20 protein-coding genes are annotated in these 25189 nt (G+C 69.6%); 11 read left to right on the top strand and 9 right to left on the bottom strand.

The window, feature by feature from the left end; all coding sequences use genetic code 11:
- The first annotated feature begins 91 nt into the window (after positions 1-91).
- The 3 genes from CCL05_RS27530 to CCL05_RS27520 all read left to right on the top strand — a co-directional run bounded on the left by CCL05_RS27530 (position 92) and on the right by CCL05_RS27520 (position 4702).
- Positions 92-1480, top strand: coding sequence for a class II fumarate hydratase (locus tag CCL05_RS27530; RefSeq protein WP_086563203.1), 1389 nt, complete (start codon positions 92-94; stop codon positions 1478-1480).
- Positions 1481-1563: 83 nt separating this feature from the next.
- Entirely contained in the window at positions 1564-2256 is a 693-nt protein-coding gene (gene fomD, locus CCL05_RS27525) for a cytidylyl-2-hydroxypropylphosphonate hydrolase (RefSeq protein WP_086563201.1), read from the top strand.
- 301 nt (positions 2257-2557) lie between these two features.
- The gene (locus tag CCL05_RS27520; protein ID WP_086563199.1) at positions 2558-4702 is read left to right on the top strand and encodes a SpoIIE family protein phosphatase; all 2145 of its coding nucleotides are present in this window, start codon (positions 2558-2560) and stop codon (positions 4700-4702) included.
- Positions 4703-4799: 97 nt separating this feature from the next.
- Here the strand turns inward: CCL05_RS27520 and CCL05_RS27515 are convergent, their stop codons facing one another.
- The 3 genes from CCL05_RS27515 to CCL05_RS27505 are packed head-to-tail and all read right to left on the bottom strand — an operon-like array spanning position 4800 to position 8234.
- Positions 4800-5543, bottom strand: a complete 744-nt coding sequence (locus tag CCL05_RS27515; protein ID WP_086563197.1) for a twin-arginine translocation signal domain-containing protein — start codon at positions 5541-5543, stop codon at positions 4800-4802.
- A complete protein-coding gene (locus CCL05_RS27510; RefSeq protein WP_086563195.1) occupies positions 5540-5989 on the bottom strand; it encodes a hypothetical protein in 450 nt (149 codons plus the stop codon). Before CCL05_RS27510 ends, CCL05_RS27515 begins: the two co-directional genes overlap by 4 nt.
- Before the next feature lie 13 nt (positions 5990-6002).
- Positions 6003-8234 (bottom strand): glycoside hydrolase domain-containing protein, encoded by a 2232-nt coding sequence (locus tag CCL05_RS27505; RefSeq protein ID WP_086563193.1) that lies wholly within the window; start codon positions 8232-8234, stop codon positions 6003-6005.
- Positions 8235-9093: 859 nt separating this feature from the next.
- On the opposite strand from CCL05_RS27505, the gene CCL05_RS27500 reads away from it, so the two are divergent.
- Positions 9094-9648: a hypothetical protein gene (locus CCL05_RS27500; protein ID WP_086563191.1), complete on the top strand. Its 555-nt coding sequence runs from the start codon at positions 9094-9096 to the stop codon at positions 9646-9648.
- Between the two features lie 75 nt (positions 9649-9723).
- Here the strand turns inward: CCL05_RS27500 and CCL05_RS27495 are convergent, their stop codons facing one another.
- The gene (locus CCL05_RS27495) at positions 9724-12024 is read right to left on the bottom strand and encodes a transglycosylase domain-containing protein (RefSeq protein WP_086563207.1); all 2301 of its coding nucleotides are present in this window, start codon (positions 12022-12024) and stop codon (positions 9724-9726) included.
- Positions 12025-12285: 261 nt separating this feature from the next.
- Between CCL05_RS27495 and CCL05_RS27490 the strand changes: the two genes are divergently transcribed.
- The 5 genes from CCL05_RS27490 to CCL05_RS27470 all read left to right on the top strand — a co-directional run bounded on the left by CCL05_RS27490 (position 12286) and on the right by CCL05_RS27470 (position 17147).
- Entirely contained in the window at positions 12286-13221 is a 936-nt protein-coding gene (locus tag CCL05_RS27490; RefSeq protein WP_086563190.1) for an SPFH domain-containing protein, read from the top strand.
- On the top strand, positions 13218-13478 hold the full coding sequence (locus tag CCL05_RS27485; protein WP_086563188.1) for a type II toxin-antitoxin system antitoxin: 261 nt from the start codon (positions 13218-13220) through the stop codon (positions 13476-13478). The genes CCL05_RS27490 and CCL05_RS27485 overlap by 4 nt, the downstream gene beginning before the upstream one ends.
- A gap of 143 nt (positions 13479-13621) precedes the next feature.
- Complete coding sequence (locus CCL05_RS27480; protein ID WP_086563205.1) at positions 13622-14146, top strand: PadR family transcriptional regulator; 525 nt, start codon at positions 13622-13624, stop codon at positions 14144-14146.
- Positions 14143-14832 (top strand): ABC transporter ATP-binding protein, encoded by a 690-nt coding sequence (locus CCL05_RS27475; protein ID WP_086563186.1) that lies wholly within the window; start codon positions 14143-14145, stop codon positions 14830-14832. The genes CCL05_RS27480 and CCL05_RS27475 overlap by 4 nt, the downstream gene beginning before the upstream one ends.
- Positions 14829-17147, top strand: a complete 2319-nt coding sequence (locus tag CCL05_RS27470; RefSeq protein WP_086563185.1) for an ABC transporter permease — start codon at positions 14829-14831, stop codon at positions 17145-17147. The genes CCL05_RS27475 and CCL05_RS27470 overlap by 4 nt, the downstream gene beginning before the upstream one ends.
- A 46-nt stretch (positions 17148-17193) precedes the next feature.
- Here the strand turns inward: CCL05_RS27470 and CCL05_RS27465 are convergent, their stop codons facing one another.
- The gene (locus CCL05_RS27465; RefSeq protein WP_167409625.1) at positions 17194-18144 is read right to left on the bottom strand and encodes a LysR substrate-binding domain-containing protein; all 951 of its coding nucleotides are present in this window, start codon (positions 18142-18144) and stop codon (positions 17194-17196) included.
- 133 nt (positions 18145-18277) lie between these two features.
- Between CCL05_RS27465 and CCL05_RS27460 the strand changes: the two genes are divergently transcribed.
- Together CCL05_RS27460 and CCL05_RS27455 are read left to right on the top strand one after the other, a co-directional pair.
- Complete coding sequence (locus tag CCL05_RS27460; protein WP_020276563.1) at positions 18278-18832, top strand: peroxiredoxin; 555 nt, start codon at positions 18278-18280, stop codon at positions 18830-18832.
- Positions 18833-18838: 6 nt separating this feature from the next.
- Positions 18839-19372 (top strand): alkyl hydroperoxide reductase, encoded by a 534-nt coding sequence (locus CCL05_RS27455; protein WP_086563181.1) that lies wholly within the window; start codon positions 18839-18841, stop codon positions 19370-19372.
- 96 nt (positions 19373-19468) lie between these two features.
- Here the strand turns inward: CCL05_RS27455 and CCL05_RS27450 are convergent, their stop codons facing one another.
- The 4 genes from CCL05_RS27450 to CCL05_RS27430 all read right to left on the bottom strand — a co-directional run bounded on the left by CCL05_RS27450 (position 19469) and on the right by CCL05_RS27430 (position 24612).
- On the bottom strand, positions 19469-20785 hold the full coding sequence (locus tag CCL05_RS27450; protein ID WP_086563180.1) for an AI-2E family transporter: 1317 nt from the start codon (positions 20783-20785) through the stop codon (positions 19469-19471).
- A 138-nt stretch (positions 20786-20923) separates the two neighbouring features.
- A complete protein-coding gene (locus CCL05_RS27445; protein WP_086563179.1) occupies positions 20924-21625 on the bottom strand; it encodes an aggregation-promoting factor C-terminal-like domain-containing protein in 702 nt (233 codons plus the stop codon).
- A gap of 418 nt (positions 21626-22043) precedes the next feature.
- On the bottom strand, positions 22044-23369 hold the full coding sequence (phoH2, locus tag CCL05_RS27440) for an RNA 5'-3' helicase PhoH2 (protein ID WP_086563177.1): 1326 nt from the start codon (positions 23367-23369) through the stop codon (positions 22044-22046).
- A gap of 469 nt (positions 23370-23838) precedes the next feature.
- Positions 23839-24612, bottom strand: a complete 774-nt coding sequence (locus CCL05_RS27430) for an isoprenyl transferase (RefSeq protein ID WP_086563175.1) — start codon at positions 24610-24612, stop codon at positions 23839-23841.
- Between the last annotated feature and the right edge of the window lie 577 nt (positions 24613-25189).

The following is a 25189-nucleotide window of genomic DNA, read 5'->3' as shown; positions in this document are numbered from 1 at the left end:
CTGATTGCCTCGGGCCCTCGCCCCCACGTGTCCTCAGCCCCCATTCGCCCCGCCCAGGAACATCACCGCCTCCTCGATCGCTGTAGCCGGTATGAGCGACGAATACCGCATCGAGCACGATTCCATGGGCGAAGTACGTGTCCCGGCCGACGCCAAGTGGCGGGCTCAGACGCAGCGTGCTGTCGAGAACTTCCCGATTTCCGGGCAGCGCATCGAACGCGCGCACATCGAGGCGCTGGCCCGGATCAAGGGGGCGGCGGCCAAGGTCAACGCCGAGCTGGGGGTCCTGGACAAGGACGTCGCCGGCGCGATCCAGGAGGCCGCCGGTGAGGTCGCCGAGGGGAAGTGGGACGCGCACTTCCCCGTCGACGTGTTCCAGACCGGGTCCGGGACCTCGTCCAACATGAACACCAACGAGGTCATCGCGACCCTGGCCAGTGAGCGGCTCGGGCGGGCCGTGCACCCGAACGACCACGTCAACGCCTCCCAGTCGTCCAACGACGTGTTCCCCTCCTCGATCCACATCGCCGCCACCGCCGCCGTCACCCGTGATCTGATCCCCGCCCTGGACCATCTCGCCGCCTCCCTGGAGCGCAAGGCCGAGGAGTTCTCCGATGTCGTGAAGTCGGGGCGGACCCATCTCATGGACGCCACGCCCGTGACGCTGGGGCAGGAGTTCGGCGGGTACGCCGCCCAGGTGCGGTACGGGATCGAGCGGCTTCGGGCGTCCCTCCCCCGGCTCGCCGAACTCCCCCTCGGCGGTACGGCCGTCGGCACCGGCATCAACACCCCGCTCGGTTTCTCCGCCGCCGTGATCGAGGAGGTCGCCCGGACGACCGGGCTGCCCCTGACCGAGGCGCGGGACCACTTCGAGGCGCAGGGCGCCCGGGACGGCATCGTCGAGACCAGCGGGCAGCTGCGGACCATCGCGGTCGGGCTGACGAAGATCGCCAACGACCTGCGGTGGATGTCGTCCGGGCCGCGCACGGGCCTCGCCGAGATCGCCCTGCCCGACCTCCAGCCCGGCTCCTCGATCATGCCGGGGAAGGTGAATCCGGTCATTCCGGAGGCCGTGCTGATGGTCGCCGCCCAGGTCGTGGGGAACGACGCCACCGTCGCCACGGCCGGCGCCGCCGGGAACTTCGAGCTCAACGTCATGCTGCCCGTCATCGCGAAGAACGTGCTGGAGTCGATCCGGCTGCTCGCACGCGCCACGCGGCTGCTCGCCGACCGGACGGTCGACGGCATCACCGCCAACCGCGAGCGGGCGCGGGAGTACGCCGAGTCCTCCCCGTCCGTCGTCACGCCGCTCAACAAGTACATCGGCTACGAGGAGGCGGCCAAGGTCGCCAAGAAGGCGCTGGCCGAGCGGAAGACCATCCGTCAGGTCGTGCTGGACAGCGGGTATGTGGAGCGCGGGGACCTGACCCTGGAGCAGCTCGACGAGGCGCTGGATGTCCTGCGGATGACACACCCGTGACGGTTCGCCGCCCTGGCGCGCCCGGCGCGTGAACCGTGACACGCGCCGCAGCGTCGTATGCCCAGGGCACCTAATATCTGTGCATGGCAGACGGTGGAGCGGTGAGACGCGTGGAAACGGGTGGTGCGGCAGGCTTCTGGGAGCCCGGGAGCAAGATCCTTTGGCGGTACCGGGAGAACGGCGGCACGCGCTTCCACATCGCGCGTCCGGTCACCGTCGTACGGGACGACGCGGAGCTGCTCGCCGTGTGGCTGGCGCCCGGCACGGAGTGTGTCAGGCCCGTGCTCGCCGACGGCACCCCGGTGCACCTGGAGCCGCTGGAGTCCCGCTACACCAAGCCGCGGACCGTGCAGCGCGACCGCTGGTTCGGCACGGGCGTGCTGAAGCTGGCGCGGCCGGGCGAGCCCTGGTCGGTGTGGCTGTTCTGGGAGCCGGGGTGGCGGTTCAAGAACTGGTACGTGAATCTGGAAGAGCCGCTGGTCCGTTGGGAGGGCGGGGTGGACTCCGTCGACCACTTCCTGGACATCTCCGTGCACCCGGATCGCAGTTGGCACTGGCGCGACGAGGACGAGTTCGCGCAGGCTCTGCGGGACGGGCTGATGGACGATCAGCAGGCCGAGAAGGTACGGGAGGCCGGGCGGTCCGCCGTGGAGGTGATCCGCGCCTGGGGGCCGCCCTTCTCGGAAGGCTGGCAGCACTGGCGCCCGGATCCGTCCTGGACGGTACCGTCACTGCCGGAGGACTGGGACCGTACACCCGCGCATGTGTCCTCATGAGACCCTTGATGCGCCCCCGGGCAAGAAACGTAGGATCGTCCTCCGCAAGGGCGCGCGGCGGCAACAGACGGAGCACGCGCTGGGCTTGACCGATCGTCACCGAGGGGCGGCAGGACGTGAGCGAGGGGTACGAGGGCAACACCGGCAGGGCCTGCGCCGCAGGTCCTCAAAGCCGCAGACGGTCCGCCGGTGGCACAGGAACAACCTCTGACCACGCGGGAATTCCGTTCCTGGGGCACCTATTCCGGGTATCGGAGTTTCGGCGGGACCACCTGCACCTCTGGCGTGCAGCCCCGGACGGATGGATGCGACACGCGTGACGGAGCAGCCGACCTCCTTCGAACGCCCCCAACCGGGCGTCGACCCCGCGGACCCCCGCGGGGCGCTCTTGCACACCTCGACACCGGCGCGTGCGCCCGGTGCGGGCGCCTTACCGGTACAGGGCCGCTGCGGCGGCGACGTCACCGCTCCGCTCACGACGGCGCACACCACGCCGGGCACGTCGGAGCCGGGCACCTCCACGCCGTTCGGCAAGGGCAAGGACACCGTGAGCGACCCCGCCTCCGAGCACTCCCAGCCGGGTACCGAGCAGACCGCCGAGCGCGACACCTCTCGGCCGCGGCCCGCCCCCGAGGGCATCCCGGTCCAGCCGGCCGACGAACAGGACCGGCCCGTGCCCGGCCCCGACGGGCACGAGCGCCGCAGCGGCCAGAGCCTGCCGCCCGGCCGGCCCACGCCGATGCGGCGGGACGGCGACCGGCTGCGCTTCGTGGGTGCCGCCACCCGGCGGATCGCCCGCGGCATCGATCTCGACGAGATCGTGATGGGGCTGTGCCGGGCCACCGTTCCCACGTTCTCCGACGCGATCCTGGTCTATCTGCGCGACCCGCTGCCCGTCGGCGACGAGCGGCCCACCGGCCCGCTGGTGCTGCGGCTGCGCCGCACCGACCGGATACCGGCCGAGCGCGACACGGAGAACGGCTTCCTGCCGGCCGCGCAGCCCGAGCCGAACGAGCTGGACACGGTCGGCGCCGAGCTGTGCGAGGTACGGCCCGGCAGCGCGCTCGCCGAGGTCCTGCGGGGCGTGCGCCCGGTTTTCACCGATGCTCCCGCGGCCCGCGCCGCGCTGCCCGAGCTGCTCGGTGAAGGCGGCGAATTCGCCGTACCGGACGGACAGCGGGCGATCCTCGCCCCGCTGCGCGGCCGGCGCCGGGTCATCGGTGCGGCGCTGTTCCTGCGCCGTCCCGAACGCATCGCCTTCGAGCCGGACGACCTGCTGGTGGCCGCCCAGCTCGCCACGCACAGCGCCCTGGGCATCGACAAGGCCGTGCTGTACGGCCGCGAGGCCTACATCGCGGACGAGTTGCAGCGCACCATGCTGCCCGAGACACTGCCCCGCCCCACCGGCGTGCGGCTCGCCTCGCGTTACCTGCCGGCCGCGGAGACCGCCCGCGTCGGCGGCGACTGGTACGACGCCATCCCGCTGCCCGGCAGCCGGGTCGCCCTGGTCGTCGGCGACGTGATGGGCCACTCCATGACGTCGGCCGCCATCATGGGCCAGCTGCGCACCACCGCCCAGACCCTCGCCGGTCTCGACCTGCCGCCGCAGGAGGTCCTGCACCACCTCGACGAACAGGCCCAGCGCCTCGGCGTGGACCGCATGGCGACCTGCCTCTACGCGGTGTACGACCCGGTATCGCACCGCATCACCATCGCCAACGCCGGTCACCCGCCGCCCGTCCTGCTCCACCTGGGCGGCCGTGCCGAGGTGCTGCGCGTCCCGGCCGGTGCCCCCATCGGCGTCGGCGGCGTCGACTTCGAGGCCGTGGAGCTGGACGCGCCCGCCGGCGCCACCCTGCTGCTGTACACCGACGGCCTGGTCGAGTCCCGGCTGCGGGACGTGTGGACCGGCATCGAGCAGCTGCGGGAGAAGCTCGCCGCGACCGCGCAGCTCACCGGACCGGACCATCCGCCGCCCCTGGAAGCGCTGTGCGACGAGGTGCTCGACATGCTCGGACCGGGCGACCGGGACGACGACATCGCGCTGCTCGCCGCCCGCTTCGACGGCATCGCGCCCAGCGATGTGGCGTACTGGTTCCTGGAGCCGGAGGACGCCGCTCCCGGCCGGGCCCGCCGCCTGGCCCGGCGCGCGCTGCAGCGCTGGGGCCTTGAGGAGCTCAGCGACTCGGTCGAGCTGCTGGTCAGCGAGGTCGTGACGAACGCCGTGCGGTACGCGTCCCGGCCGGTCACGCTCCGGTTGCTGCGCACGGACGTCCTGCGCTGCGAGGTGGGCGACGACGTCCCGCAGTTGCCGCGCCTGCGGCAGGCCCGCGCCACGGACGAGGGCGGACGCGGGCTGTACCTGGTGAACCGGCTGGCCCGGCGCTGGGGCGCGACCCGGCTCAGCACCGGCAAGGTCGTGTGGTTCGAGCTCAACCGCAACTGAACGCAACGACGGAACGGGCCGGCCCCCGCACCGCGGGGATTGGCCCGTCGTCGTCACTCGTCACGCCGCGAAGCCCCGCAGGGCACCGGCCCGCAGCTCAGGACTGCTGTCGGGCCAGGCGTTCCGCGGCTCGCTTCCGGGACGGCTGGAGCGGGTCGGCACCGGAGCCGGCCCCCGCACCGGGAGTCCAGTCCCAGTGGCGGATCTTCTCCGCCGTCTGCGCCAGCCGGCTGTCACCGGGTGCGGCGTCGATGTAGAACAACGCCTCGTCCGGCCGCTTGTCGTCACCGCCCCACCGGACCACCCCGTCACATTCGGCGAGGATGTCCCGGATCACCGCCTCCTGCTGCGGGAAGAACCCGCCCCGGATCCCGGAGGGGTAGGAGCCGGGCCGGATCTGCACCGCTGTGCCGGAGGCCTGGTTCGACTCGGCCAGGCCCTTGCGCACCTTCGAGGGATGACGCCAGCCGGTGAGATCGCCACGGCGGAGTTCGTCGATCTCGTAGTGGAAGCGGCGGATCACATGGACGAGGACGGTTTCGACATCGCCCATGCGCACCTGAACGCCCTCGACGGGAGTGCCGGGGACGGGTCTGGTGTAGATGTGCCCGCGGTCGTCCGCGGTCCTCTCCATCTCCCATCCGTTCGTCGACGGGACACCGGTCAGGACGCGCTTGTTGCGTTCCTGTGCCTTGCGTACCGCCTCCCGGACCTTGTCCGGATCCGGGCCCTTGGCCGCGGCATGGGCGGGTGAGGAGAGCAGCGAGGAGCCGAGGGCCGCGCCCGCGGCGATGAAGGCGGCACGCCGCAGCGCACTTCGGCGGGACAGGTCGGTTGTCACGTGTCGGTGTCCTTCTTGTGGTGGGCGATGGCGAGTCCGGTCAGGACGAGGGAGCAGACCCCGAGTACGGCGACTGCCGGGTTGAGGTACGACGGGATGACAGCCTCGACGACACGCCCGTCGCCGGTCCGGCAGCCGAAGTGCAGTGGGACGAAGCTCGGGTCGTAGCCACTGAGCTTGTCTCCGACTGACTCGTTGCACGCCTGGGACCGGCCGTAGTCGTCGAGGAAGAACAGATGGAGCAGTCCCCACGTGTACATGGCGATCGTGGCGTCCCAGGCCAGCAGGGCCGCCGACCGGGCGGTGAACGTCTCCTTCTTCCGCCCGGCCCGTACCAGGCGCTTGATCCCCTGGACGGTGAGGCACAGCACCGTGATGACTCCGGCCAGGAGCAGCACGAGCAACAGCGCACCGTCATGGGCGGTGTAGGGCTCGTCTCCTGACATGTGCCGCTCCCTGCTAGTAGTTGCGGGAGATGGAGTTGTACTTCTCCATCACGTAGTACAGCCCCATCCGCTTCTTCGCCTCCGTCATCGCGGGCTCGCCGGGGCCCTGGTACCGGCGGAGGACCTCGTAGATCTCGGCGTCGGTGTAGCCGAGGGTCGGCTTGCGCAGGGCCGGGGAGTCGTCGTCGCCGCCGGGCTTCCCGTCGATGTCCCACAGGTGGATGATGGCGACGCTGGTGAGGGCGTACGTCTCGCTGTCGTAGGCCTGCTTCCAGGCGTTGTACTTGTCCTGGTCCTTCGACACGTCCCGGCGCGGTTGTTCCGAGGAGTATCCCTTGTCGAGGGCGTGGTTCCAGGCACCGATCAGGGTGGCGGCCCGCTGCTTGGCGATGCCCGTGGACGTCTCACGGATGTACTTGCCGGTCGTGTTGAAGGCGGTGATGACCGCGAGCCATGCTGCCTCGTCCGACGGGGTGATGTGCCGCATCTCCCAGTAGGCGGACGTCTGGATGAGCGCCTTGCGCATGTTGTATCTGCGGGACAGGTCGGTGATCAGCTCGTCGTGCGCGGTGACGGTCCGTTCGAAGCACTTCCAGTGCTGCCAGCTGCGGGTGCCGCCGTCGAGGGGGAAGCCGAGCGATTCCATGTACTTGCCGACGTCCGTCTGCATGGCCTCGGTGACGTCGGGGTGCAGCAGGGTGTCCTGCTTGACGCCTCGCGGCGGGTTGAACGACCCCTGACCGGTGTCCCGCCCGGAGGCGATGTTGACATCGATGTTGATCGATCCGCTTCCGGAGCCGACCGTCTTGGTGACGATCTGGTCGTAGGCCCAGTTCTCGGGGAGCGGATAGCCGAAGTTCCCCGAGAAGCCGGAGGACATGTCGGACACGAAGGACGCGGAGGCGTGGCCCGCCTCCGACACCCGGGTGCACACGTTGCGAGGACCGTAGACGCCGACGCTGTAGCGGTTGCCGTCGTCGCGGATCGCGTCCTCGATGCCCTTGAAGTGGGGCAGGACGCTGTCGGTGATCTCGTAGTCGTAGGCGTCGAAGTCGACGGCGAAGAATATCCTCGCTCCCGGCTTGAATCCGTGGTCGAGCGCCGCGTTGATCGCGGCCTGTCCCGCCGCACGCCCCAGGGGATAGCTGAAGTCCTCCGCGCCCCGCCCGAAGGTCTGGTAGATCGGGAAACAGCGCAGCCCCTGGTCGGCCAGGGTCTGGAGCTCGCCGGTCTGGATCTCCTTCTCGGGGACCTTGCCGCCGCCGGGGATCGGGTTGGTCAGGTAGCGCCCGACGACGGTGATGCCTTCCGCCTTGAGCGCCTTGGCCCGGTCGGGAGTGATGCGGGTGACGCCGTCGCTGGCCGTGCCCTTGCGGGTCTGGTCTCCGTAGGAGACGAGGAGGGAGGCCCAGGTGGGGAAGTCGCCCTTCCCCGTCACGGGCAGCTTGACGAACGACTGGAACGCGCGGACCGCGTCGCTGTGGGCGGCGGTGAAGGTGCCGCCGAAGGAGACGGGCCGGTGGTTGAGCAGCATGCCGGCGGTGAACAACTGCACCCAGGTACTGGACGAGCCCACCGACACGGTGTGTTCCTTGAGACCGGCCTGGGTGCCGGGGCCGAAGACGCCGTTGGCGACGCCGTCGGCCATCCCGATGGTGTACTGGACCGCGTAGAGCATCGCCTGGGCGACGGTACGGGAGTGGTGCCCGTCGCAGGGGATGATGAAGAAGTCCTTGCGGTTGACGAACTCCCCGTTCATCCACTGCTGGACGGCACGGATCTGGCTGGAGCCGTTGTTGACGGTGACGTACGGGTCCATGTTCAGAAGGCCCTTGAACACCTTCGGGACGATGTCACTGCCGGGGTAGGCGAAGTCGACGCCCATGTCCGTCTTGAGCTTGGCCGTCGAGTCCTGGACACGCTTGTTGAAGGTGCCGTCGATCTCGCCGCCGTCGTATCCCTTGCAGTACAGGCCGGACTGGATGACCCGGACGAGGTTCTTCGGAGCGGTCGTGCCGGCGCCGATCCGCGGGTACTTCGTCTGGAGCGTGGAGAGCGTGGTGGGGCCGAAGCTGTCCGACAGGCCGGTGATCCCCAGCTCGTACTGGAGTGCCCGAGTGAGGGCGTACATGACGGTCCAGCTCGTCTCTCCGTTCTCGACGAGCCTCGAAATGCCCAGCTTGGCACCGTTGTCGTAGGTTCCGTTGATGAACTGCTGGGCTCTGCGCACCATCTCGTCGGCCATGGGCGTGGCTCTCCTTCAAAGGGTCGTGTCCGAGTACGGGCGTGAGAGCACCCTGGTCCGGCGCGGGACAGGGCAGGAGAAGGTGACGGGGTCACCTCGGCATGAGGTGACGCGGTTTCAGGAACGCGGCGTGAGGGCGCACATGTGGGGGGAACGCGCGCATGACTGACGGCACCGCGACATCAGAAAGCCTCCCCCGTTTCGACGGCGCGGGTCAGAGCGCCGGCGTGGCGATCACCATAGCCACAGCGCGAACACCCGGAGCAAGCCTTTACAGCGGGGACATGAGAGGCGATGGCCAGAACGCGACCCGTACGTACGCATGATTCCGGAACGAGTGGCTGATTCACCTCGTCCAAGCCACACACGCGAAGAAGCCGTGATGCGGAATGACAGGAAGAGCGACCGAGCATCCCCCTGACTTGTCCGAAAATATCGCTCCGCGAGCATCTTCTTTCGCATCCCGCCCAGGCAGCCCGCTCTGGACGGCTCCATGGGCGAGAACAAGCCAACCCTGCCGCTGACTCGCTTCACCTCACCCCCTCTCGCGCACCGGAGGCGCACAGATCATCCCCCTCGCGGGCACAGTGGCCATCGCCCCCGAGGGGCGCCTTTCCCTCAGGCGCTATCGAGCCAGATCCCGGCTCACGCCTGTCGCTCTCCGCCATGGTGCGCATACGGTGATCACCGCCCTCGGCAGGTATGGACCGCTTTGTGTTCCGGGCGGTCGCCTTCGCACCCCGGCGCGTCGCGATGTCCGCGACTCGCGCTCACTGGATTCCGCGCGGTCTGCCGAACCACACCACCCGTTGAGCCCCCTGGCCATCGGCCAGGCCCGCCCCGAAAGGAAGCGCTTTCTATGCGTAACCTCGTACGTACCCTCGCCGTCGGCGCATCGCTCGTCGCCTCCGTCCTTGCCGCCCCGCAGGCCATCGCGCAGGACGGTGCCCCGACGGGGCCGAGAATCGCGGACACCAGCGTTCGGCTCTCACCCGCCGGCGCCCAGGACGCGCGGACCCGCGCCATCGCCGAGGCGGCCCCCGCCGCCGTCACCGCGTCGGCGACGCTCTGCGGCAGCGGCTACGAGCTCGAGACCGCGGAGCAGCTTCCCGACGCCAGGCGCTATGGCACCCTCTTCACGTACGTCAAGTCCTCCGTGGGCAACTTCGGGGTCTGCGCCGTGTTCGACAACAACACGAGCAGTGCCAAGCACATGAAGCTGAAGCTGTGCCCCAACAAGACGGGGGCGACGTGCAAGGTCGACGAAGGGACCTACAGCCAGTACGCGGGCCCGGTGAAGTACGAGAGCAGCAACAGCCTGTACGTCATGTGCTCCCAGGTCACGGCGATCATGTGGGACGCCAACGGGAAGCCGATCATCGACAGGGTCAAGTCGGCCACGCTCTGCGACTGAGGCGGGGCGCACCAGGTCGCACCGCCGCGCGAGGGGCGCCCGGTGTTCGCCGGGCGCCCCTCGCCGTGCCTCCTGCTATTGGTCCTGTCCGTTGCCCGGCTTGATCGGGTCGAACGGGTCACCCCCGCCGTCGTTCGGCGGTGTCGTCCCCGGGGACGTCGGCGGAGTGATGGTGGGCGGTGCCGTCGACGGACTAGGCGGCGGCGAACTGCTCGGTTCCTCCGTCGTCGGCGGCGGTGACGACGACGACGGCTCCTCGGTCGTCGGCTCCTGCGAGGGTTCCTGGGTCGGCTCCCGCGTGGGTGTCGGCGTCCACGTCGGCTGGACTGCCGCGCCCTGCTGGGTCTCCAGGTCGAACTTGCTGGTACCGCCCATCACGCCGAAGGTGTACTCCGCCCAGATCAGCGCGGGGAAGTCGCCGCCGTTGATCCGGTCCTTGCCGGCGGCCTTGTACATCGGGACCTGGGCGTGGGTCTTGGCGTCCTCGCCGAACAGGCCGACGGAGGTGACCAGGTTCGGCGTGTAGCCGGTGAACCAGGCCGACTTGTTGTTGTCGGACGTACCCGTCTTGCCCGCGACCTGCTGGCCGTCGCGCTCGGGGTTGTTCCGCACGGACCGCTGCGCCGTACCGTCGTCGACCACGCCGGTCAGCACCGAGGTCACCGAGTCGGCGGCCCCGCGGCTGACGGCCTGGCCGCCGACCGGGTCGGGCATGGTGACCGTCCTGTTCAGGTGCTCCGCCGACTTCACGAGGGCCGGGGTGACCTTCTTGCCGTGGTTGGCGAGGGTCGCGTAGACACCCGCCATCTGCAGGGGGCTCGCGCCCATGCTGCCCAGGGTCTGGGCGGGCACGGCCTCCATGTTCTTGGTGTCCATGCCGAGTTTGCCGGCGACGTCGACGACGTTGGTCATGCCGACGTCGACGCCCATCTGCGCGAAGACGGAGTTGACGGACCTGTTCATCGCCGTCTGGACGGTGATCTTCCCGTAGTTCTCGTCGTCCTCGTTCTCGGGGGCGAAGCCGACCTTGGTGCCGTCGTCCACGACCTGGCGCTTGCTCGTGCCGTCGTAGATCGTGTTCGCGGTGATCGGCTTGCCGTCCTGCGTCTGGGCCTGCTCCTCCAGGGCCGCGGCGAGGATGACCGGCTTGAAGGTGGAGGCGGGTTGGTAGTCGGCGCGGGTGGCGTTGTTCATGTAGTGCTTGAAGTAGTCCACGCCGCCGTACATCGCGACCACGGCGCCCGTCTTCGGATTCACGGACGCGGCACCGGCCTGGACGTCCCCGTCGACCTTGCGCTTCTCGGGGTCGAGCTTGCTGGTCAGCTGCTGCTTGACGGACTTCTCCAGCGCTGCCTGCTTCTTCTTGTCGATGTTGAGCGTGACGGTCCAGCCGCCGGCGCTGACCATCGCCTCGGCTTCCTTGGCGTTGCTCGCGGTGCCCTCGGCGACGAGCCGCTTCTCCAGTGCCGCGTTGGCCGCGTTGACCAAGTAGCCCTTCTGGCCCTCCATGCCGGGAGCGGGCCTGGGGTCCTCCGGCACCGGGAACTTCATGCCGGCGCGCTCGGACTGGCTCAGCCAGCCCTCGTCGACCATGTTGTCCAGGACGTAGTTCCAGCGGGCCTTCACCAGCTTCTTACCCGCCGGGGAGGCGACCGCCCAGTCGTACTGGCTCGGGGCCTGGAGCAGCGCGGCGAGGTAGGCGCCCTGCGCGACCGTGAGCTTCTCGGCGTCGGTGCCGTAGTAGGCCTGCGCGGCGGCCTGGATGCCGTAGGCGTTGCGGCCGTAGTAGCTGGTGTTGATGTAGCCGGCGAGGATGTAGTCCTTGGACTTCTCCCGGTCCAGCTTCAGGGAGATGACCAGTTCCTTCAGCTTGCGGGAGACGGTCTGTTCCTGCGTCAGGTAGTAGTTCTTGACGTACTGCTGGGTGATCGTCGAACCGCCCTGCGCTCCCCTGCCCGAGAGCGTGTTGAACAGGCCGCGGGCGGTGCCCTTGAGGTCGACGCCGGCGTCCTTGTAGAAGGTCTTGTTCTCGGCCGCGACGAACGTGAGCCGCACGCCCTTGGGGACCCTGGCCAGATCGACGACCTCGCGGTTGACCTTGCCGTCGCGGGCCATGATCGCGCCGTCGCTGTACTTGTAGATGTTGCTCTGCCGCTTGGCGTCGGCGTTGCCCTCGGGGATGCCGATCATCATGTACAGCACGATGAAGGCGCCCATGCCGAGCAGGCACAGGCCGAAGAAGGTGCCGAGGATCTTCTTCCAGGTGAAGAGCCTGCGTATGCCGCTCTTCCCGGCCGCGGCCGACGAACGGCGGCGCTTGGGTGCCGCCCGGCGCCCACCGCGCTGTCTGGCGCGTCTTTCTTCCGCTCGTCCCATGGATCCGATCCGCTCCGCTTCGTTCATGTGTGCTCACGCGTCACACAGGTTCGCCGCTCAGGTCAGCTCAGAAAGCTAACACCGGGAGATAAGAGAGAGGGCTGCCGATCCGGCCCTTTACGGACGTGACAATCAGCACCCATCCCAACGGAACCGACGTTCGAGACACGCGTAGGGTTGCCAGGACCGGGAAAAGTGATATCACTTGGATAGATGGAAGCTATGCAGGAGTGGCTTCCCAGAAGGAACGGGGGATCATCCATGTCCACACACCAACCGCAGGTCACCGCCGACGTACCCGAGATGCCGGCGCCCCGCGTGCGGGAGTTCGCCGCGCACAGCATCGGCGGCGGACTCGCCCTGCTGCTCGGCCTGGTCGGGCTGCTGGCCGGCGCCGGGCTGATCGCGGCCGCCACGTCGGTCGACGGGGGCGGGGCCAAGGCCGCCCTGATCATCGGCGGCATCCTGGTCGCGCTCGCGGCGTTCCTGGCCATGTGCGGGCTGAACATGGTGGCGCCCGGCCAGGCCCGGGTCGTCCAGCTCTTCGGCCGCTACCGCGGGACGATCCGGCAGGACGGCCTGCGCTGGGTGAACCCGCTCACCTCGCGCACCAAGATCTCGACGCGCGTGCGCAACCACGAGACGGCCGTCCTGAAGGTCAACGACGCCTATGGCAACCCGATCGAGCTCGCCGCGGTCGTGGTGTGGCGGGTCGAGGACACCGCCCAGGCCATCTTCGAGGTGGACGACTACGTCGAGTTCGTCTCCACGCAGACCGAGGCGGCCGTGCGGCACATCGCCATCGAGTACCCCTACGACGCCCATGAGGAGGACGGCCTCTCGCTGCGCGGCAACGCCGAGGAGATCACCGAGAAGCTCGCCGTCGAACTGCACGCGCGCGTGGAGGCGGCCGGGGTGCAGATCATCGAGTCGCGCTTCACCCACCTCGCCTACGCCCCCGAGATCGCCTCGGCGATGCTCCAGCGGCAACAGGCGGGGGCGGTCGTCGCGGCCCGGCGGCAGATCGTCGACGGGGCGGTGGGCATGGTCGAGGCCGCGATCGCCCGGATCACCGAGCGGGACATCGTGGAGCTGGACTCCGAGCGGAAGGCGGCGATGGTCTCCAACCTGATGGTGGTGCTGTGCGGGGACCGCGCGGCGCAGCCGGTCCTCAACACCGGGTCGCTGTACCAGTGACGGAGCCGTCCGAAGGTCCGGGTTCCCGGCGCCGACCGCAGCAGCAGCGCAAGCAGGTGCTGCTGCGGCTGGACCCGGCGGTGTACGAGGCGCTGGCGCGGTGGGCCGGGGACGAACTGCGGTCGGCCAACGCGCAGATCGAGTTCCTGTTGCGCAAGGCGCTGGCCGAGGCGGGGCGGCTGCCGCGGGATGCCGGGCCGATGCCCCGGCGTGGCAGACCCCCCGGGGGCTCCGCCCCCGGACCCCCGTCGGCCTGAACGGCCTCGTCCTCAAGCGCCGGACGGGCTGGGCGTTGCGCAACTGTGACAACCAAGCCCGACCTGCGTCTCCATACCGCCCGCCATGAGCTGCACACTCCGCGTATACATGCGGCGTATACACGGTGTGTAGAGTGCTCGGCATGTCCATCGGTCACACTCTCCTGGGGCTCCTGGAGTCCGGCCCGCGCCACGGTTACGACCTGAAGCGGGCCTTCGACGAGAAGTTCGGTCACGACCGGCCGCTCCACTACGGCCAGGTCTATTCGACGATGTCCCGGCTGCTGAAGCACGGGCTCGTCGAGGTCGACGGCATCGAGGCCGGCGGCGGGCCCGAGCGCAAGCGGTACGCGATCACCGAGGCCGGCATCACCGACGTCGGGCGGTGGCTCGCGACGCCGGAGAAGCCGGAGCCGTACCTCCAGTCGACCCTCTACACCAAGGTCGTCCTCGCGCTGCTCACCCACCGCGACGCCGGCGACATCCTGGACACGCAGCGCTCGGAGCACCTGCGCAGCATGCGGATCCTCACCGACCGCAAGCGCAAGGGCGATCTGGCCGACCAGCTGATCTGCGACCACGCCCTGTTCCACCTGGAGGCGGACCTGCGCTGGCTGGAACTGACCGCGGCGCGTCTGGACAAGCTCCGTGAGGCGGTGACCCGGTGACCATTCCCGCTGGTTCGCTGCTCACCGCCCAGGACCTGCGCAAGGCGTACGGGCCGACCACCGCGCTCGACGGTGCCGAGTTCTCCATCCATCCGGGCGAGGTCGTCGCCGTGATGGGTCCCTCCGGGTCGGGCAAGTCGACGCTGCTGCACTGCCTCGCCGGGATCGTGATGCCCGACTCGGGCTCGATCACGTACAACGGGCGTGAGGTGACGGCGATGAGCGACGCCGAGCGCAGTGCGCTCAGGCGCTCGGAGTTCGGGTTCGTGTTCCAGTTCGGCCAGCTCGTGCCGGAACTCACCTGCGTGGAGAACGTGGCGCTCCCGCTGCGTCTGAGCGGGTCGTCCCGCAAGGAGGCCGAGCGGACGGCGCTGGCGTGGATGGAGCGGCTGGAGGTCGACGAGCTGCGCAAGAAGCGGCCGGGCGAGGTGTCCGGCGGTCAGGGGCAGCGGGTCGCCGTCGCCCGCGCGCTGGTGACGAACCCGCGTGTGGTGTTCGCCGACGAGCCGACCGGCGCGCTCGACTCCTTCAACGGCGAGCGCGTGATGGAACTGCTCACGGACGCCGCCCGGTCCGCCAACACGGCCGTGGTGCTCGTGACGCACGAGGCCCGGGTGGCCGCGTACTCCGACCGCGAGATCGTCGTACGCGACGGCAGGTCCCGGGACATGGAGCGCGTCGTATGAGCGCTGCGCAGTGGGGGCGGGATCTTTCCATGGGGGTCCGGTTCGCCTTCGCGGGCGGACGCGAGGGGTGGATCCGGGCGCTGCTGACGGCCGTCGGCGTCGGGCTCGGCGTGGCGCTGCTGCTGCTCACCACCGCCCTCCCGGGCGCGCTGGCGGAACGGGACCGGCGCGAGGAGGCGCGCAGCGACCACACCTTCAGCCAGCAGGAGATACCGAAGGCCGCCAACACCCTGGTCATCCTGGACACGGACACCACGTTCCGCGACCAGGACGTACGCGGACGCATGCTGGAGGCGGAGGGCCCGCGGGCTCCGCTGCCCCCGGGGGTCGCGAAGTTCCCGGCGGCGGGCGAGATGGTCGTCTCCCCCGCGCTGAAGGAGCTGCTCGCCTCCGACAGCGGGAAACTGCTGCGGGAGCGCCTGCCCTACCGGATCACGGGCACCATCGGCGAGCAGGGACTCGTCGGCTCCCGTGAACTCGCCTTCTTCGCGGGTGGCGAGGGGCTCGCGAAGCAGCTGGAGGGCCCCGCGAGCGGCGCGCGGATCAACAGCTTCGGCAACGACGATCTCGGGTCCTCCGATCCCTGGGACCCGGTGCTGCTCCTGCTGGTCCTGGTCGTCTTCGTGGTGCTGCTGATGCCGGTCGCCGTGTTCATCGCCGCGGCCGTGCGGTTCGGCGGCGAGCGGCGCGACCGCAGGCTCGCGGCCCTGCGGCTGGTCGGCTCCGACAGCGCGATGACCCGGCGGATCGCCGCCGGCGAGGCGCTCGCCGGGTCCGTGCTGGGGCTCGTCCTCGGCACCGTGTTCTTCCTGCTGGGACGCCAACTGGCGGCCTCCTTCGAGGTGTTCCACGTCAGCGTGTTCCCGAGCTATCTGAATCCCTCTCCCCTGCTGGCCGCCCTGGTCGCGGTGGCGGTCCCGACGGCCGCGGTGCTGGTGACGCTCCTCGCGCTGCGCGGGGTGGTCATCGAGCCGCTCGGTGTGGTGCGTACGGCCAAGCCCGCGCGGCGCCGGCTGTGGTGGCGGCTGCTGCTGCCGCTGGGCGGGCTCGCGATGCTCGTCCCGATGGTCGGGCAGGGCAGCGACGAGGGGACCTTCAACCAGTACCTCGTCGTGGGCGGAGTGATGCTCCTGCTCGTCGGCGTCACGGCCCTGCTGCCCTGGATCGTGGAGAGGGTCGTCGCCCGGCTCGGCTCCGGCGGGATCGCCTGGCAACTTGCCGTCCGAAGGCTCCAGTTGACCAGTGGTGCGGCGGCCCGCATGGTCAACGGCATCGCGGTGGCGGTGGCCGGGGCGATCGCGCTGCAGATGCTGTTCGCCGGGGTGGAGGGCAACTACACCGCCGCGTCGCAGTACGACGTCTCCCGGGCCCAGATGAGCGTGGACGTACCGGAAAGCACAGACATCGCGTCCACGGCCAGGGCGTACCGCGACACCGAGGGCGTGCGCAAGGTCACCGTCCTGTCTGACGTCCATCTCGGCGACCGGCGCGTCGAGGCGGACTCCTACGTCCAGCTCACCGTGGGCGACTGCGCGGCGCTGCGCGAGGTGGCCACGCTCCACTCCTGCCGCGACGGTGACGTCTTCGCGGTCAGGGGCTCCGAATACGAGAGCGAGAGCGACCACCTGACCGAGCCCGGCACGACCTTGTGGACCGACGGCGACCGCCTGGTCTCCTGGAGCGTGCCGAAGGACATCCGGCAGGCCCAGCCCCGCGAGGACCCCACCGGGTACGAACGCGGCGGCATCCTGCTCACCCCCGGCGCGCTCCCCGAGAAGCTCGCGGCGGCCACCTCCGCAAGCCTCTTCCTGAGCGTGGACCGCTCGGTGCCGGACGCGTACGAGTACGTGCGCAACACGGCCGCGCGGCTCAACCCGACGGCGCAGCCGATGACCTGGAACAGCACCGAGAGCAACGAACGCTACGCCACCATCCGCACCGGCCTGTCCGTCGGCGCCGCGTGTGTACTGGCGCTGATCGGCGCGAGCCTGCTGGTCTCGCAGCTGGAGCAGTTGCGCGAACGGCGCAAGCTGCTGTCGTCCCTGGTCGCCTTCGGCACCCGGCGCCGCACCCTCAGCCTGTCGGTGCTGTGGCAGACGGCCATCCCGATCGGGCTCGGCCTGCTGCTCGCCGCGACGGTGGGCGTGGCCCTGGGCGCGGTCCTGCTGCGGATGACCAACACCGCGATCCGGGTGGACTGGCCGAGCGTGCTGTCGATGACCGGCATCGGCGCGGGCGTCGTCCTCGTGGTGACGCTGCTGAGCCTGCCGCCGCTGCTGAAGATGATGCGGCCGGACGGGCTGCGGACCGAGTAGGACCGAGCAGGACCGAGTACGACCCAGCAGCCGCCCGCACCGTCCGTCAGGCGTCCTGGTCCAGCACCCGTACGGGCAGGGGCCGGAGCGCCTGCCGCAGGGCGGCCGCCAGTTCCTCGTACTCGGCGCCGCGCGCGGCCCCCGCCCGCATCGCCAGAGCGACCCTGCGGGTGGGGGCCGGGTCGGTGAAGTACCCGGTGAGGAGCTGGCTGCTGCGGGAGATCTCGACCTTCAGTGCGGTGCGCGGCAGCAGCGTGACGCCGAGCCCGCCCGCGACGAGCTGCACCAGTGTGGACAGCCCGGCGGCGGTCGTGGTCACCGGCGCGTCCTCGCGGCCGGCCTCCCGGCAGATGTCGAGGGCCTGGTCGCGCAGGCAGTGTCCCTCGTCCAGCAGCAGCAGGTTCAGCTCGCGCAGCGCCTCGCGCGGGATGCCCTCGCGTCCGCCGAGCGGGTGGTCGAGCGGGGTGACGAGCACGAAGTCCTCGTCGAACAGCGGCAGTTCGGCGACGCCCGGCACGCCCAGCGGTACGGCGAGCAGCAGCAGGTCGAGCCGCCCGCTGGTGAGGCCGTCGAGCAGGCTGGCGGTCTGCTCCTCGTGCACCTGGAGGTCGAGGTGCGGATACCGTTCGTGGACGAGCCGCAGGACGGTGGGCAGCAGATACGGCGCCACGGTCGGGATGACCCCCAGCCGCAGCACGCCCGTGAACGGGGCCCGGACCGCCTCGGCCTCCTCCATGAGCGCGCCCACCTCGGCCAGCACCGCCTTGGCCCGTACGGCGATCCGCTCGCCCTCGGGTGAGAGCAGCACCTTGCGCGTCGTACGCTCGAGGAGCGTCACTCCGAGTGTCTCCTCAAGCGCCGAGACGGAGCCCGAGAGGGCGGGCTGGCTCATGCCGATGGCCCCTGCGGCGTCCCGGAAGTGCAGGTGCTCGGCGACGGCTGCGAAGGCCCGCAGCTGGGCGAGGCTGGGCTGCCTGCGCTTATTACCCACAGTCACTAATAACTACCTCCGATCAACCCGACCGAGTGTAGCTATTTCCGTAATCAATCGGCCCTGTGCCAACATCAATAACGTCCAACCCATGGGAAACACCCGCAATCCGGGTGTTTCTTCGCTGCAAGGAGAGCGTGTGCTCACTGTCGGTGACAAGTTCCCCGAGTTCGATCTGACCGCCTGCGTCTCGCTGGAGAAGGGCAAGGAGTTCCAGCAGATCAACCACAAGACCTACGAGGGTCAGTGGAAGGTCATCTTCGCGTGGCCCAAGGACTTCACCTTCGTGTGCCCGACCGAGATCGCCGCCTTCGGCAAGCTGAACGACGAGTTCGCCGACCGCGACGCCCAGGTCCTCGGCTTCTCCGGCGACTCCGAGTTCGTCCACCACGCCTGGCGCAAGGACCACGACGACCTGCGTGACCTGCCGTTCCCGATGATGGCCGACTCCAAGCATGAGCTGATGCGCGACCTGGGCATCGAGGGCGAGGACGGCTTCGCCAAGCGCGCGGTGTTCATCGTGGACCAGAACAACGAGATCCAGTTCTCGATGGTGACTGCGGGTTCGGTCGGCCGTAACCCGAAGGAGGTCCTGCGGGTCCTGGACGCCCTCCAGACGGACGAGCTGTGCCCCTGCAACTGGTCGAAGGGCGACGAGACCCTCGACCCGGTCGCGCTGCTCGCCGGAGAGTGATCTGACATGTCTCTCGACGCACTCAAGTCCGCCATACCGGACTACGCCAAGGACCTGAAGCTCAACCTGGGCTCGGTCATCGGCAACTCGGACCTGCCGGCCCAGCAGCTGTGGGGCACGGTCCTCGCGACCGCGATCGCCTCGCGCTCCCCGATCGTGCTGCGCGAGCTGGAGCCGGAGGCGAAGGCCAACCTGTCGGCCGAGGCCTACACGGCGGCGAAGGCCGCCGCCGCGGTGATGGCGATGAACAACGTCTTCTACCGCACGCGGCACCTGCTGTCGGACCACGAGTACGGCAACCTGCGCGCGGGCCTGCGGATGAACGTCATCGGCAACCCGGGCGTCGACAAGGTCGACTTCGAGCTGTGGTCCTTCGCGGTCTCCGCCATCAACGGCTGCGGCATGTGCCTGGACTCCCACGAGCAGGTCCTGCGCAAGGCCGGCCTCGACCGCGAGGTCGTCCAGGAGGCGTTCAAGATCGCGTCCGTGATCCAGGCGGTCGGCGTGACGCTGGACGCCGAGGCGGTTCTGGCCGAGTAATCCCCGGCTGTACGCCCCGCATGGCAGGGCCCCGCCCACCTGACCGGTGGGCGGGGCCCTGTTGCCTTGCCAGGCAGGCTTCCCGTCAGGTCCGTGCTACTCCGACGGCACCTCGGAAGTGCCGGACTGATCCACCGCCCCCACCGCTGTCGCACCCTGCGGGCGGATGGAATGCCGCAACGCCGACTTCCTGGAGTACGCCCGCAGATACCCCGCGACCGTGTTCGTCACGGCGACCAACGGCACGGCCACCACCGCGCCCCCGATCCCGGCGACCATCCCCCCGCACGCCACGGACAGCACCACGGCCAGCGGATGCACCCGCACCGCCCGCCCCAGAATGAACGGCTGCAGGATGTGGCCCTCGATCTGCTGCACCGCCAGCACCACCACCAGCGTCATGACAGCCGTGAACACCCCCTGGGTGACCAGCGCCACGACCACCGCCAGCGCCCCGGACACCACCGCACCCACCAGCGGGATGAACGCGAACAGGAAGATGAACACCGCCAGCGGCACGGCCATCGGCACGTCGAGGAAGTAGATCCCCAGCCCGATGAAGATCGCGTCGATCAGCGCGACGATCACCGTGCCCCGCACATACGCCGTCAGCGTCCGCCACGCCGCCGGCCCGGCCCCGGCCACCCCCGGCCGCGCCGCCGCCGGCACCAGCTTCAGCGTCCACTCCCAGATCCGCTTGCCGTCGTAGAGCAGGAACAGCGTCGAGAAGACCGCCAGCAGAATCCCCGTCAGCGACTCGACGACGACCGTCACGCCCTCCAGGCCCGCCGAGGTGATCTGGTCGGTGTTCGCGCCGACCGCCTCCCGCAGATTCTTGGCGATCTCGTTGATCTGCTTGTCCGTGACGTGGAAGGGACTGTTCAGCAGCCAGTTCCGCAACTCGTCGATGCCGTCCTGGATCTGGCCGGAGAGGTCGTCGATGTTCTCCATGACCTGCCAGGTCACGAACCAGCCGATGAGCCCCATGACGACGAAGCCGAGGATCGCGGTCAGCGCCGTGGCCGGACCGCGCGGCACTCCGAGCCGCCGCAGCCGCGCCACGGTCGGCTGGAGGATCGCGGTGATGAGCAGTGCGCTCACGAACGCCAGCACCACCAGCTGGACGGCGCTGATGATCCGCATCAGCACCCACAGCGTGCCCGCGAGGACGAGCAGCCGCCAGCCGGCCTCCGCCGCCACCCGCACGCCCCACGGCACGGCCAGCGCGGGATCGGGCCGGGCGGGTACGTCGGGCGCGTAGTCCGGGGGCGGCGGCACGTATTCGTCGGACGAGGTCCCGGACTCGGTCTCGTCCCGCTCCCGTTCGGCCTCGGCGCGGCGTTCGTTCCACCGCTCGCTCATCTCGGTCAGTCCGGCACCGAGCCGGCCGAGCCACCCTGGCACTCGCGACATGATCCGTCCTTTTCCCCCGTCTCTCCGCACCACTCCCCCCTGGAGAGTCGTCCGTCAAGACCGTACATGGCGCGAGCCCCTCACCGTACGACGGTGAAGGGCTCGCGCTGAGGATGGCTGCGGCTCAGGGCCGCGGGCTCAGTACCAGTTGTTGGCCTGCCAGAACGACCAGGCGTCACACGGGCTGCCGTAGCGGTCGTTCATGTAGTTCAGGCCCCACTTGATCTGGGTGGCCGGGTTGGTCCGCCAGTCGGCACCGACGGACGACATCTTGGAACCGGGCAGCGCCTGGAACATGCCGTAGGCCCCGGAGGAAGGGTTGACCGCCTTGTAGTTCCAGTCGGACTCGTGGTCCACGATGTTGCTGAAGCACTGGAACTGACCCGCCGGCACAATCTGCCGTGCCATCGCCTGGATCTGCGCGATGGAGTAGGAGGACGCGACGGGGAAGTCGGAGATGTCCTTGGAGCGGCTGGCGGCCTCCTTGGCCTCCGCGCGCTCCTTGGCGGCCTTCTCGGCCGCGGCGGCCTTCTCGGCGGCTTCCTTCTTCTTGGCGATGGCCGTCTCGGCGGCAGCCTTGCGGGCGGCCTCCTCGGCGTCCTTCTTCGCGCTCGCGTCGGCGGCGATGGCCTGGGAGTCGGCCTGCTGCGTCAGCGACGCCGTCTGCACCTGGGCCTGCTGGCCCGCGGGAATGTCTGCGAGCAGCGTGGTGCCGCTGGCCGTCGCTTCGGCGTCGTTGTTCTGCGCGGTGCTGCCCGAGGCAACGCCGACGACGCTTCCGACAGCGGTGACCGCCGTGGCCGAGGCCACTGCGAATCCCCGGACCGAGATCCGGCTCACACGGTTTCCTTCCAGCATCGCCCGCTTCGGTGACCCTCGCGGACGCAATCGTGCCCCTGGCACTGGCCTCCCCAACTACGGGGTCACGGGAGGCGCGGGCCCGGTGGGCAACTCCCTCAGGGGAGTGCCGCGTGGTGCTCGGGCGGCATACGACATCGCTATGCAGTTGACGCTGTGCTTTTAGTGGTGCCGTACCGCTGGGGGTACAGGTGTGTCGTATGCGGGGCCTGACAGGAGTGAGACTCTGCCGCAACACGACGGGGCAAGGCAATTCCGAGTTGCGTGTGAAAGCTCACATCCCGTTTGACGCGGGAGATTCACAGAAAAGGCCACACATGAAGGCGCCGCCCGGCTAGGCTCTTCGCCTTTCCGGACGGCGCCAACTACTGCGTAACCGCCCCCGTTTGGGACAGGGCGGTCAGATGTGCCCGTCTTCGAGCATTTCGGTCACAAGAGCAGCGATCTGCGACCTCTCGGACCGGGTCAGGGTCACGTGCGCGAACAGCGGATGACCCTTCAGCTTCTCGACGACGGCGACGACTCCGTCGTACCGGCCGACCCGCAGATTGTCCCGCTGGGCCACGTCATGGGTGAGAACCACGCGTGAATTGGCTCCGATACGGGACAGAACGGTGAGAAGTACGTTCCGTTCCAGCGACTGTGCCTCGTCGACGATCACGAACGCGTCGTGCAGCGAGCGGCCGCGGATGTGGGTGAGCGGCAGCACCTCCAGCATCCCGCGGGCGGTGACCTCCTCGATGACCTCCCGGCTGGTGACCGCCGACAGTGTGTCGAACACCGCCTGCGCCCACGGGCTCATCTTCTCGGCCTCGGAGCCGGGCAGATAGCCGAGCTCCTGCCCGCCCACCGCGTACAGCGGACGGAAGACCATCACCTTCTGGTGCTGACGGCGCTCCAGCACCGCCTCCAGACCGGCGCACAGCGCCAGCGCCGACTTGCCGGTGCCGGCCCGGCCGCCCATCGACACGATCCCGACGTCCTGATCGAGCAACAGGTCCAGCGCGATCCGCTGCTCGGCGCTGCGGCCCTTGATGCCGAACGCCTCCCGGTCCCCGCGTACGACACGGACGTTGCCCTCGGCCGTGACCCGCCCGAGCGCCTTGCCGCGCTCCGACTGGATCGTCAGGCCCGTGTGCACCGGCAGGTCGGCGGCCTCGGGGACATACAGGTGCCCCTCCTCGAAGAGGATGTCCACCTGCTCGCCGGTCAGGGTCAGTTCGGACATTCCGGTCCAGCCGGAGGAGTCCGTGATGGCGAGCTCCGCGCGGTACTCCTCGGCGAGGAGCCCGACGGAGGACGCCTTGATCCTGAGCGGGAGGTCCTTGGACACGACGGTGACGTCGAACCCCTCGGCCTGGAGGTTGCGGGCGACCGCGAGGATGCGGGAGTCGTTGTCCCCCAGGCGGTAGCCGCTGGGCAGCACGCTGGGGTCCGAGTGATTGAGCTCGACACGGACGGTTCCGCCGAGGTCCCCGGTGGGGATGGGGGCATCGAGGCGGCCGTACCGCACCCGGTAGTCGTCGAGCAGACGCAGGGCCTGCCGGGCGAAGTAGCCGAGTTCGGGATGGTTCCGCTTGGCCTCCAGTTCCGTCACCACGACGATGGGAAGCACGACCTCGTGCTCGTCGAAGCGGCTCAGGGCGTTCGGGTCGGCCAGCAGGACGCTGGTGTCGAGAACATAGGTGCGCCGGTCGGGCTTGTGGCGCTTTGTGCTGGTCACCACGGAAGGACGTACCCCCTCGGATGAGGTCGGGGAGCGACGGAGTGGAGCTGGACCGGTCGTCGGCCGCCCTGCGCGGGCCGAGAACCGGCCCTCCGCCTCTTCCGTGCTGTGACCGCACGATCGGGCTGGTGCAAAGGGCCTCCCGGGCGGACGGCCCCGTGCCGTCCGCTGAGATCCGACACCCGGGGTTCGGGCGTCGACCTGACTGGCTTATGCCCTCGAACGGGCGTCGCCATGCCACGGCATATGACGGCGGGCCGGTGAATTCCGCGTTACAGGCTCTTTCGGAGGGGTACCGGGAAGGGTTGCGACGTGCGGTGACCGCGGTACCGGGAGGTCTGCGGGGCCCCGCGAAGTCCCACGCCCGGCGGCGTACGCCGGAGCGCGATTCAGCGGTCGTGGCCGCCGGTGGCCTGCGGTGAAGCGCGGGGCAGCCGCCGTGGCACCCGGTAGCAGGCCTTCGCGCGGGTCAGCCGCCGTAGCGCCGGTGGCGGGCGGCGTAGTCGCGCAGGGCGCGCAGGAAGTCGACCTTGCGGAAGGCCGGCCAGAACACGTCGCAGAAGTAGTACTCGGAGTGCGCGGTCTGCCAGAGCATGAATCCGGACAGGCGCTGCTCGCCGCTGGTACGGATCACCAGGTCGGGGTCCGGCTGGTCGCTCGTGTAGAGGTGACGCCCGATCATGTCGATGTCGACGGCCTCGGCGAGCTCCTCCATCGAGGTGCCCCGGTCCTGCGCGTCGAGCAGCATGGAGCGCACGGCGTCGGCGATCTCCTGGCGGCCGCCGTAGCCGATGGCGACGTTGACCACTATCCCGTCGACGTGCGCGGTGGTCTCCTCGGCCTCCTTCAGCACCGTCTGCATCCCGGAGGGCAGCAGATCGGGCGTGCCCACGTGGTGCACGCGCCAGCGGCCGTCGGCGGCCAGGGTGCGCACGACGTCCTCGATGATGCCGAGCAGGGGGACGAGCTCCTCCTGCGGCCGGTCGAAGTTGTCCGTGGACAGCAGCCAGAGGGTGACGACCTCGACGTCCGTCTCGGTGCACCAGCCGAGGAACTCCTCGATCTTCTCGGCACCGGCCCGGTGACCGTGGACGGTGCTGGAACCGGCGGCCTTCGCCCAGCGCCGGTTGCCGTCCATGATGACGCCGATGTGCTTGGGCACCTGAGCGTGGTCCAGGTGGCCTTCCACCCGGCGTGCGTACAGCCTGACCAGCAGGCTGCGCAGCTTGTCGCGCAGGTTCACGTGATCGTCAGCCCCTCGGTACGGATCGGACGGGCCGCGGCATGCGGCCCGGTCGTGGCCGCGGGCGGTCCCCGCCCGTGTGGCAGTCCCGGAGGCGAAGCCTACCCCCGCTCTCGCCATGGGCCGCCCACGGGTGCGGAACGGAGAATTCCGGCCGGTGTTCGGGGCGGCTCCGGCGCACAAAAAAACGGGCCGGTCCGTGGGGGGGATACGGACCGGCCCGAGGGGGGGTTTCCACCATAACCCTTTGTAAGTGATGCTGCGTGCATCGGCGTGCCACAACTACTCTCCGGAGCCGCCCGGCGACGCGGTGATGCTTGCGGAGCCGCACGCTCAGGGCTCGCTCCTGGCCGAAACACAGCCCCTGTACGCCCCCTGCGCCGCCCATAGCAGGGGAATCGTGCGCCACGAGGAGGGATCCGGTGGATTTGCCGCACCTAGGGGCCCGCTGGCCGACTTCTCCCCGCATCGCCCCAACGGGTGACGTCGGCCACGAACACCTGCTTGACCCCGCGCCACCTCGCCCCGAGACCCCGGCGCCGCGCAGCCCCCTCCACTGCGCGGCACCGGGGTCTCG

It is taken from the genome of Streptomyces africanus (assembly GCF_002150735.1).
Lineage (GTDB): Bacteria > Actinomycetota > Actinomycetes > Streptomycetales > Streptomycetaceae > Streptomyces > Streptomyces africanus.
Note: the sequence above shows the minus strand (reverse complement) of the source record. Positions and strands in the feature narration are given on the sequence as shown.

Bases quoted from the DNA above. Each gene is read 5' to 3' on its own strand.
- CCL05_RS27530 (WP_086563203.1), top strand. From the start codon at position 92: ATGAGCGACGAATACCGCATCGAGCACGATTCCATGGGCGAAGTACGT.
- fomD (WP_086563201.1), top strand. From the start codon at position 1,564: ATGGCAGACGGTGGAGCGGTGAGACGCGTGGAAACGGGTGGTGCGGCA.
- CCL05_RS27520 (WP_086563199.1), top strand. From the start codon at position 2,558: ATGGATGCGACACGCGTGACGGAGCAGCCGACCTCCTTCGAACGCCCC.
- CCL05_RS27510 (WP_086563195.1), bottom strand. From the start codon at position 5,989: ATGTCAGGAGACGAGCCCTACACCGCCCATGACGGTGCGCTGTTGCTC.
- CCL05_RS27505 (WP_086563193.1), bottom strand. From the start codon at position 8,234: ATGGCCGACGAGATGGTGCGCAGAGCCCAGCAGTTCATCAACGGAACC.
- CCL05_RS27500 (WP_086563191.1), top strand. From the start codon at position 9,094: ATGCGTAACCTCGTACGTACCCTCGCCGTCGGCGCATCGCTCGTCGCC.
- CCL05_RS27495 (WP_086563207.1), bottom strand. From the start codon at position 12,024: ATGGGACGAGCGGAAGAAAGACGCGCCAGACAGCGCGGTGGGCGCCGG.
- CCL05_RS27490 (WP_086563190.1), top strand. From the start codon at position 12,286: ATGTCCACACACCAACCGCAGGTCACCGCCGACGTACCCGAGATGCCG.
- CCL05_RS27480 (WP_086563205.1), top strand. From the start codon at position 13,622: ATGTCCATCGGTCACACTCTCCTGGGGCTCCTGGAGTCCGGCCCGCGC.
- CCL05_RS27470 (WP_086563185.1), top strand. From the start codon at position 14,829: ATGAGCGCTGCGCAGTGGGGGCGGGATCTTTCCATGGGGGTCCGGTTC.
- CCL05_RS27455 (WP_086563181.1), top strand. From the start codon at position 18,839: ATGTCTCTCGACGCACTCAAGTCCGCCATACCGGACTACGCCAAGGAC.
- CCL05_RS27450 (WP_086563180.1), bottom strand. From the start codon at position 20,785: ATGTCGCGAGTGCCAGGGTGGCTCGGCCGGCTCGGTGCCGGACTGACC.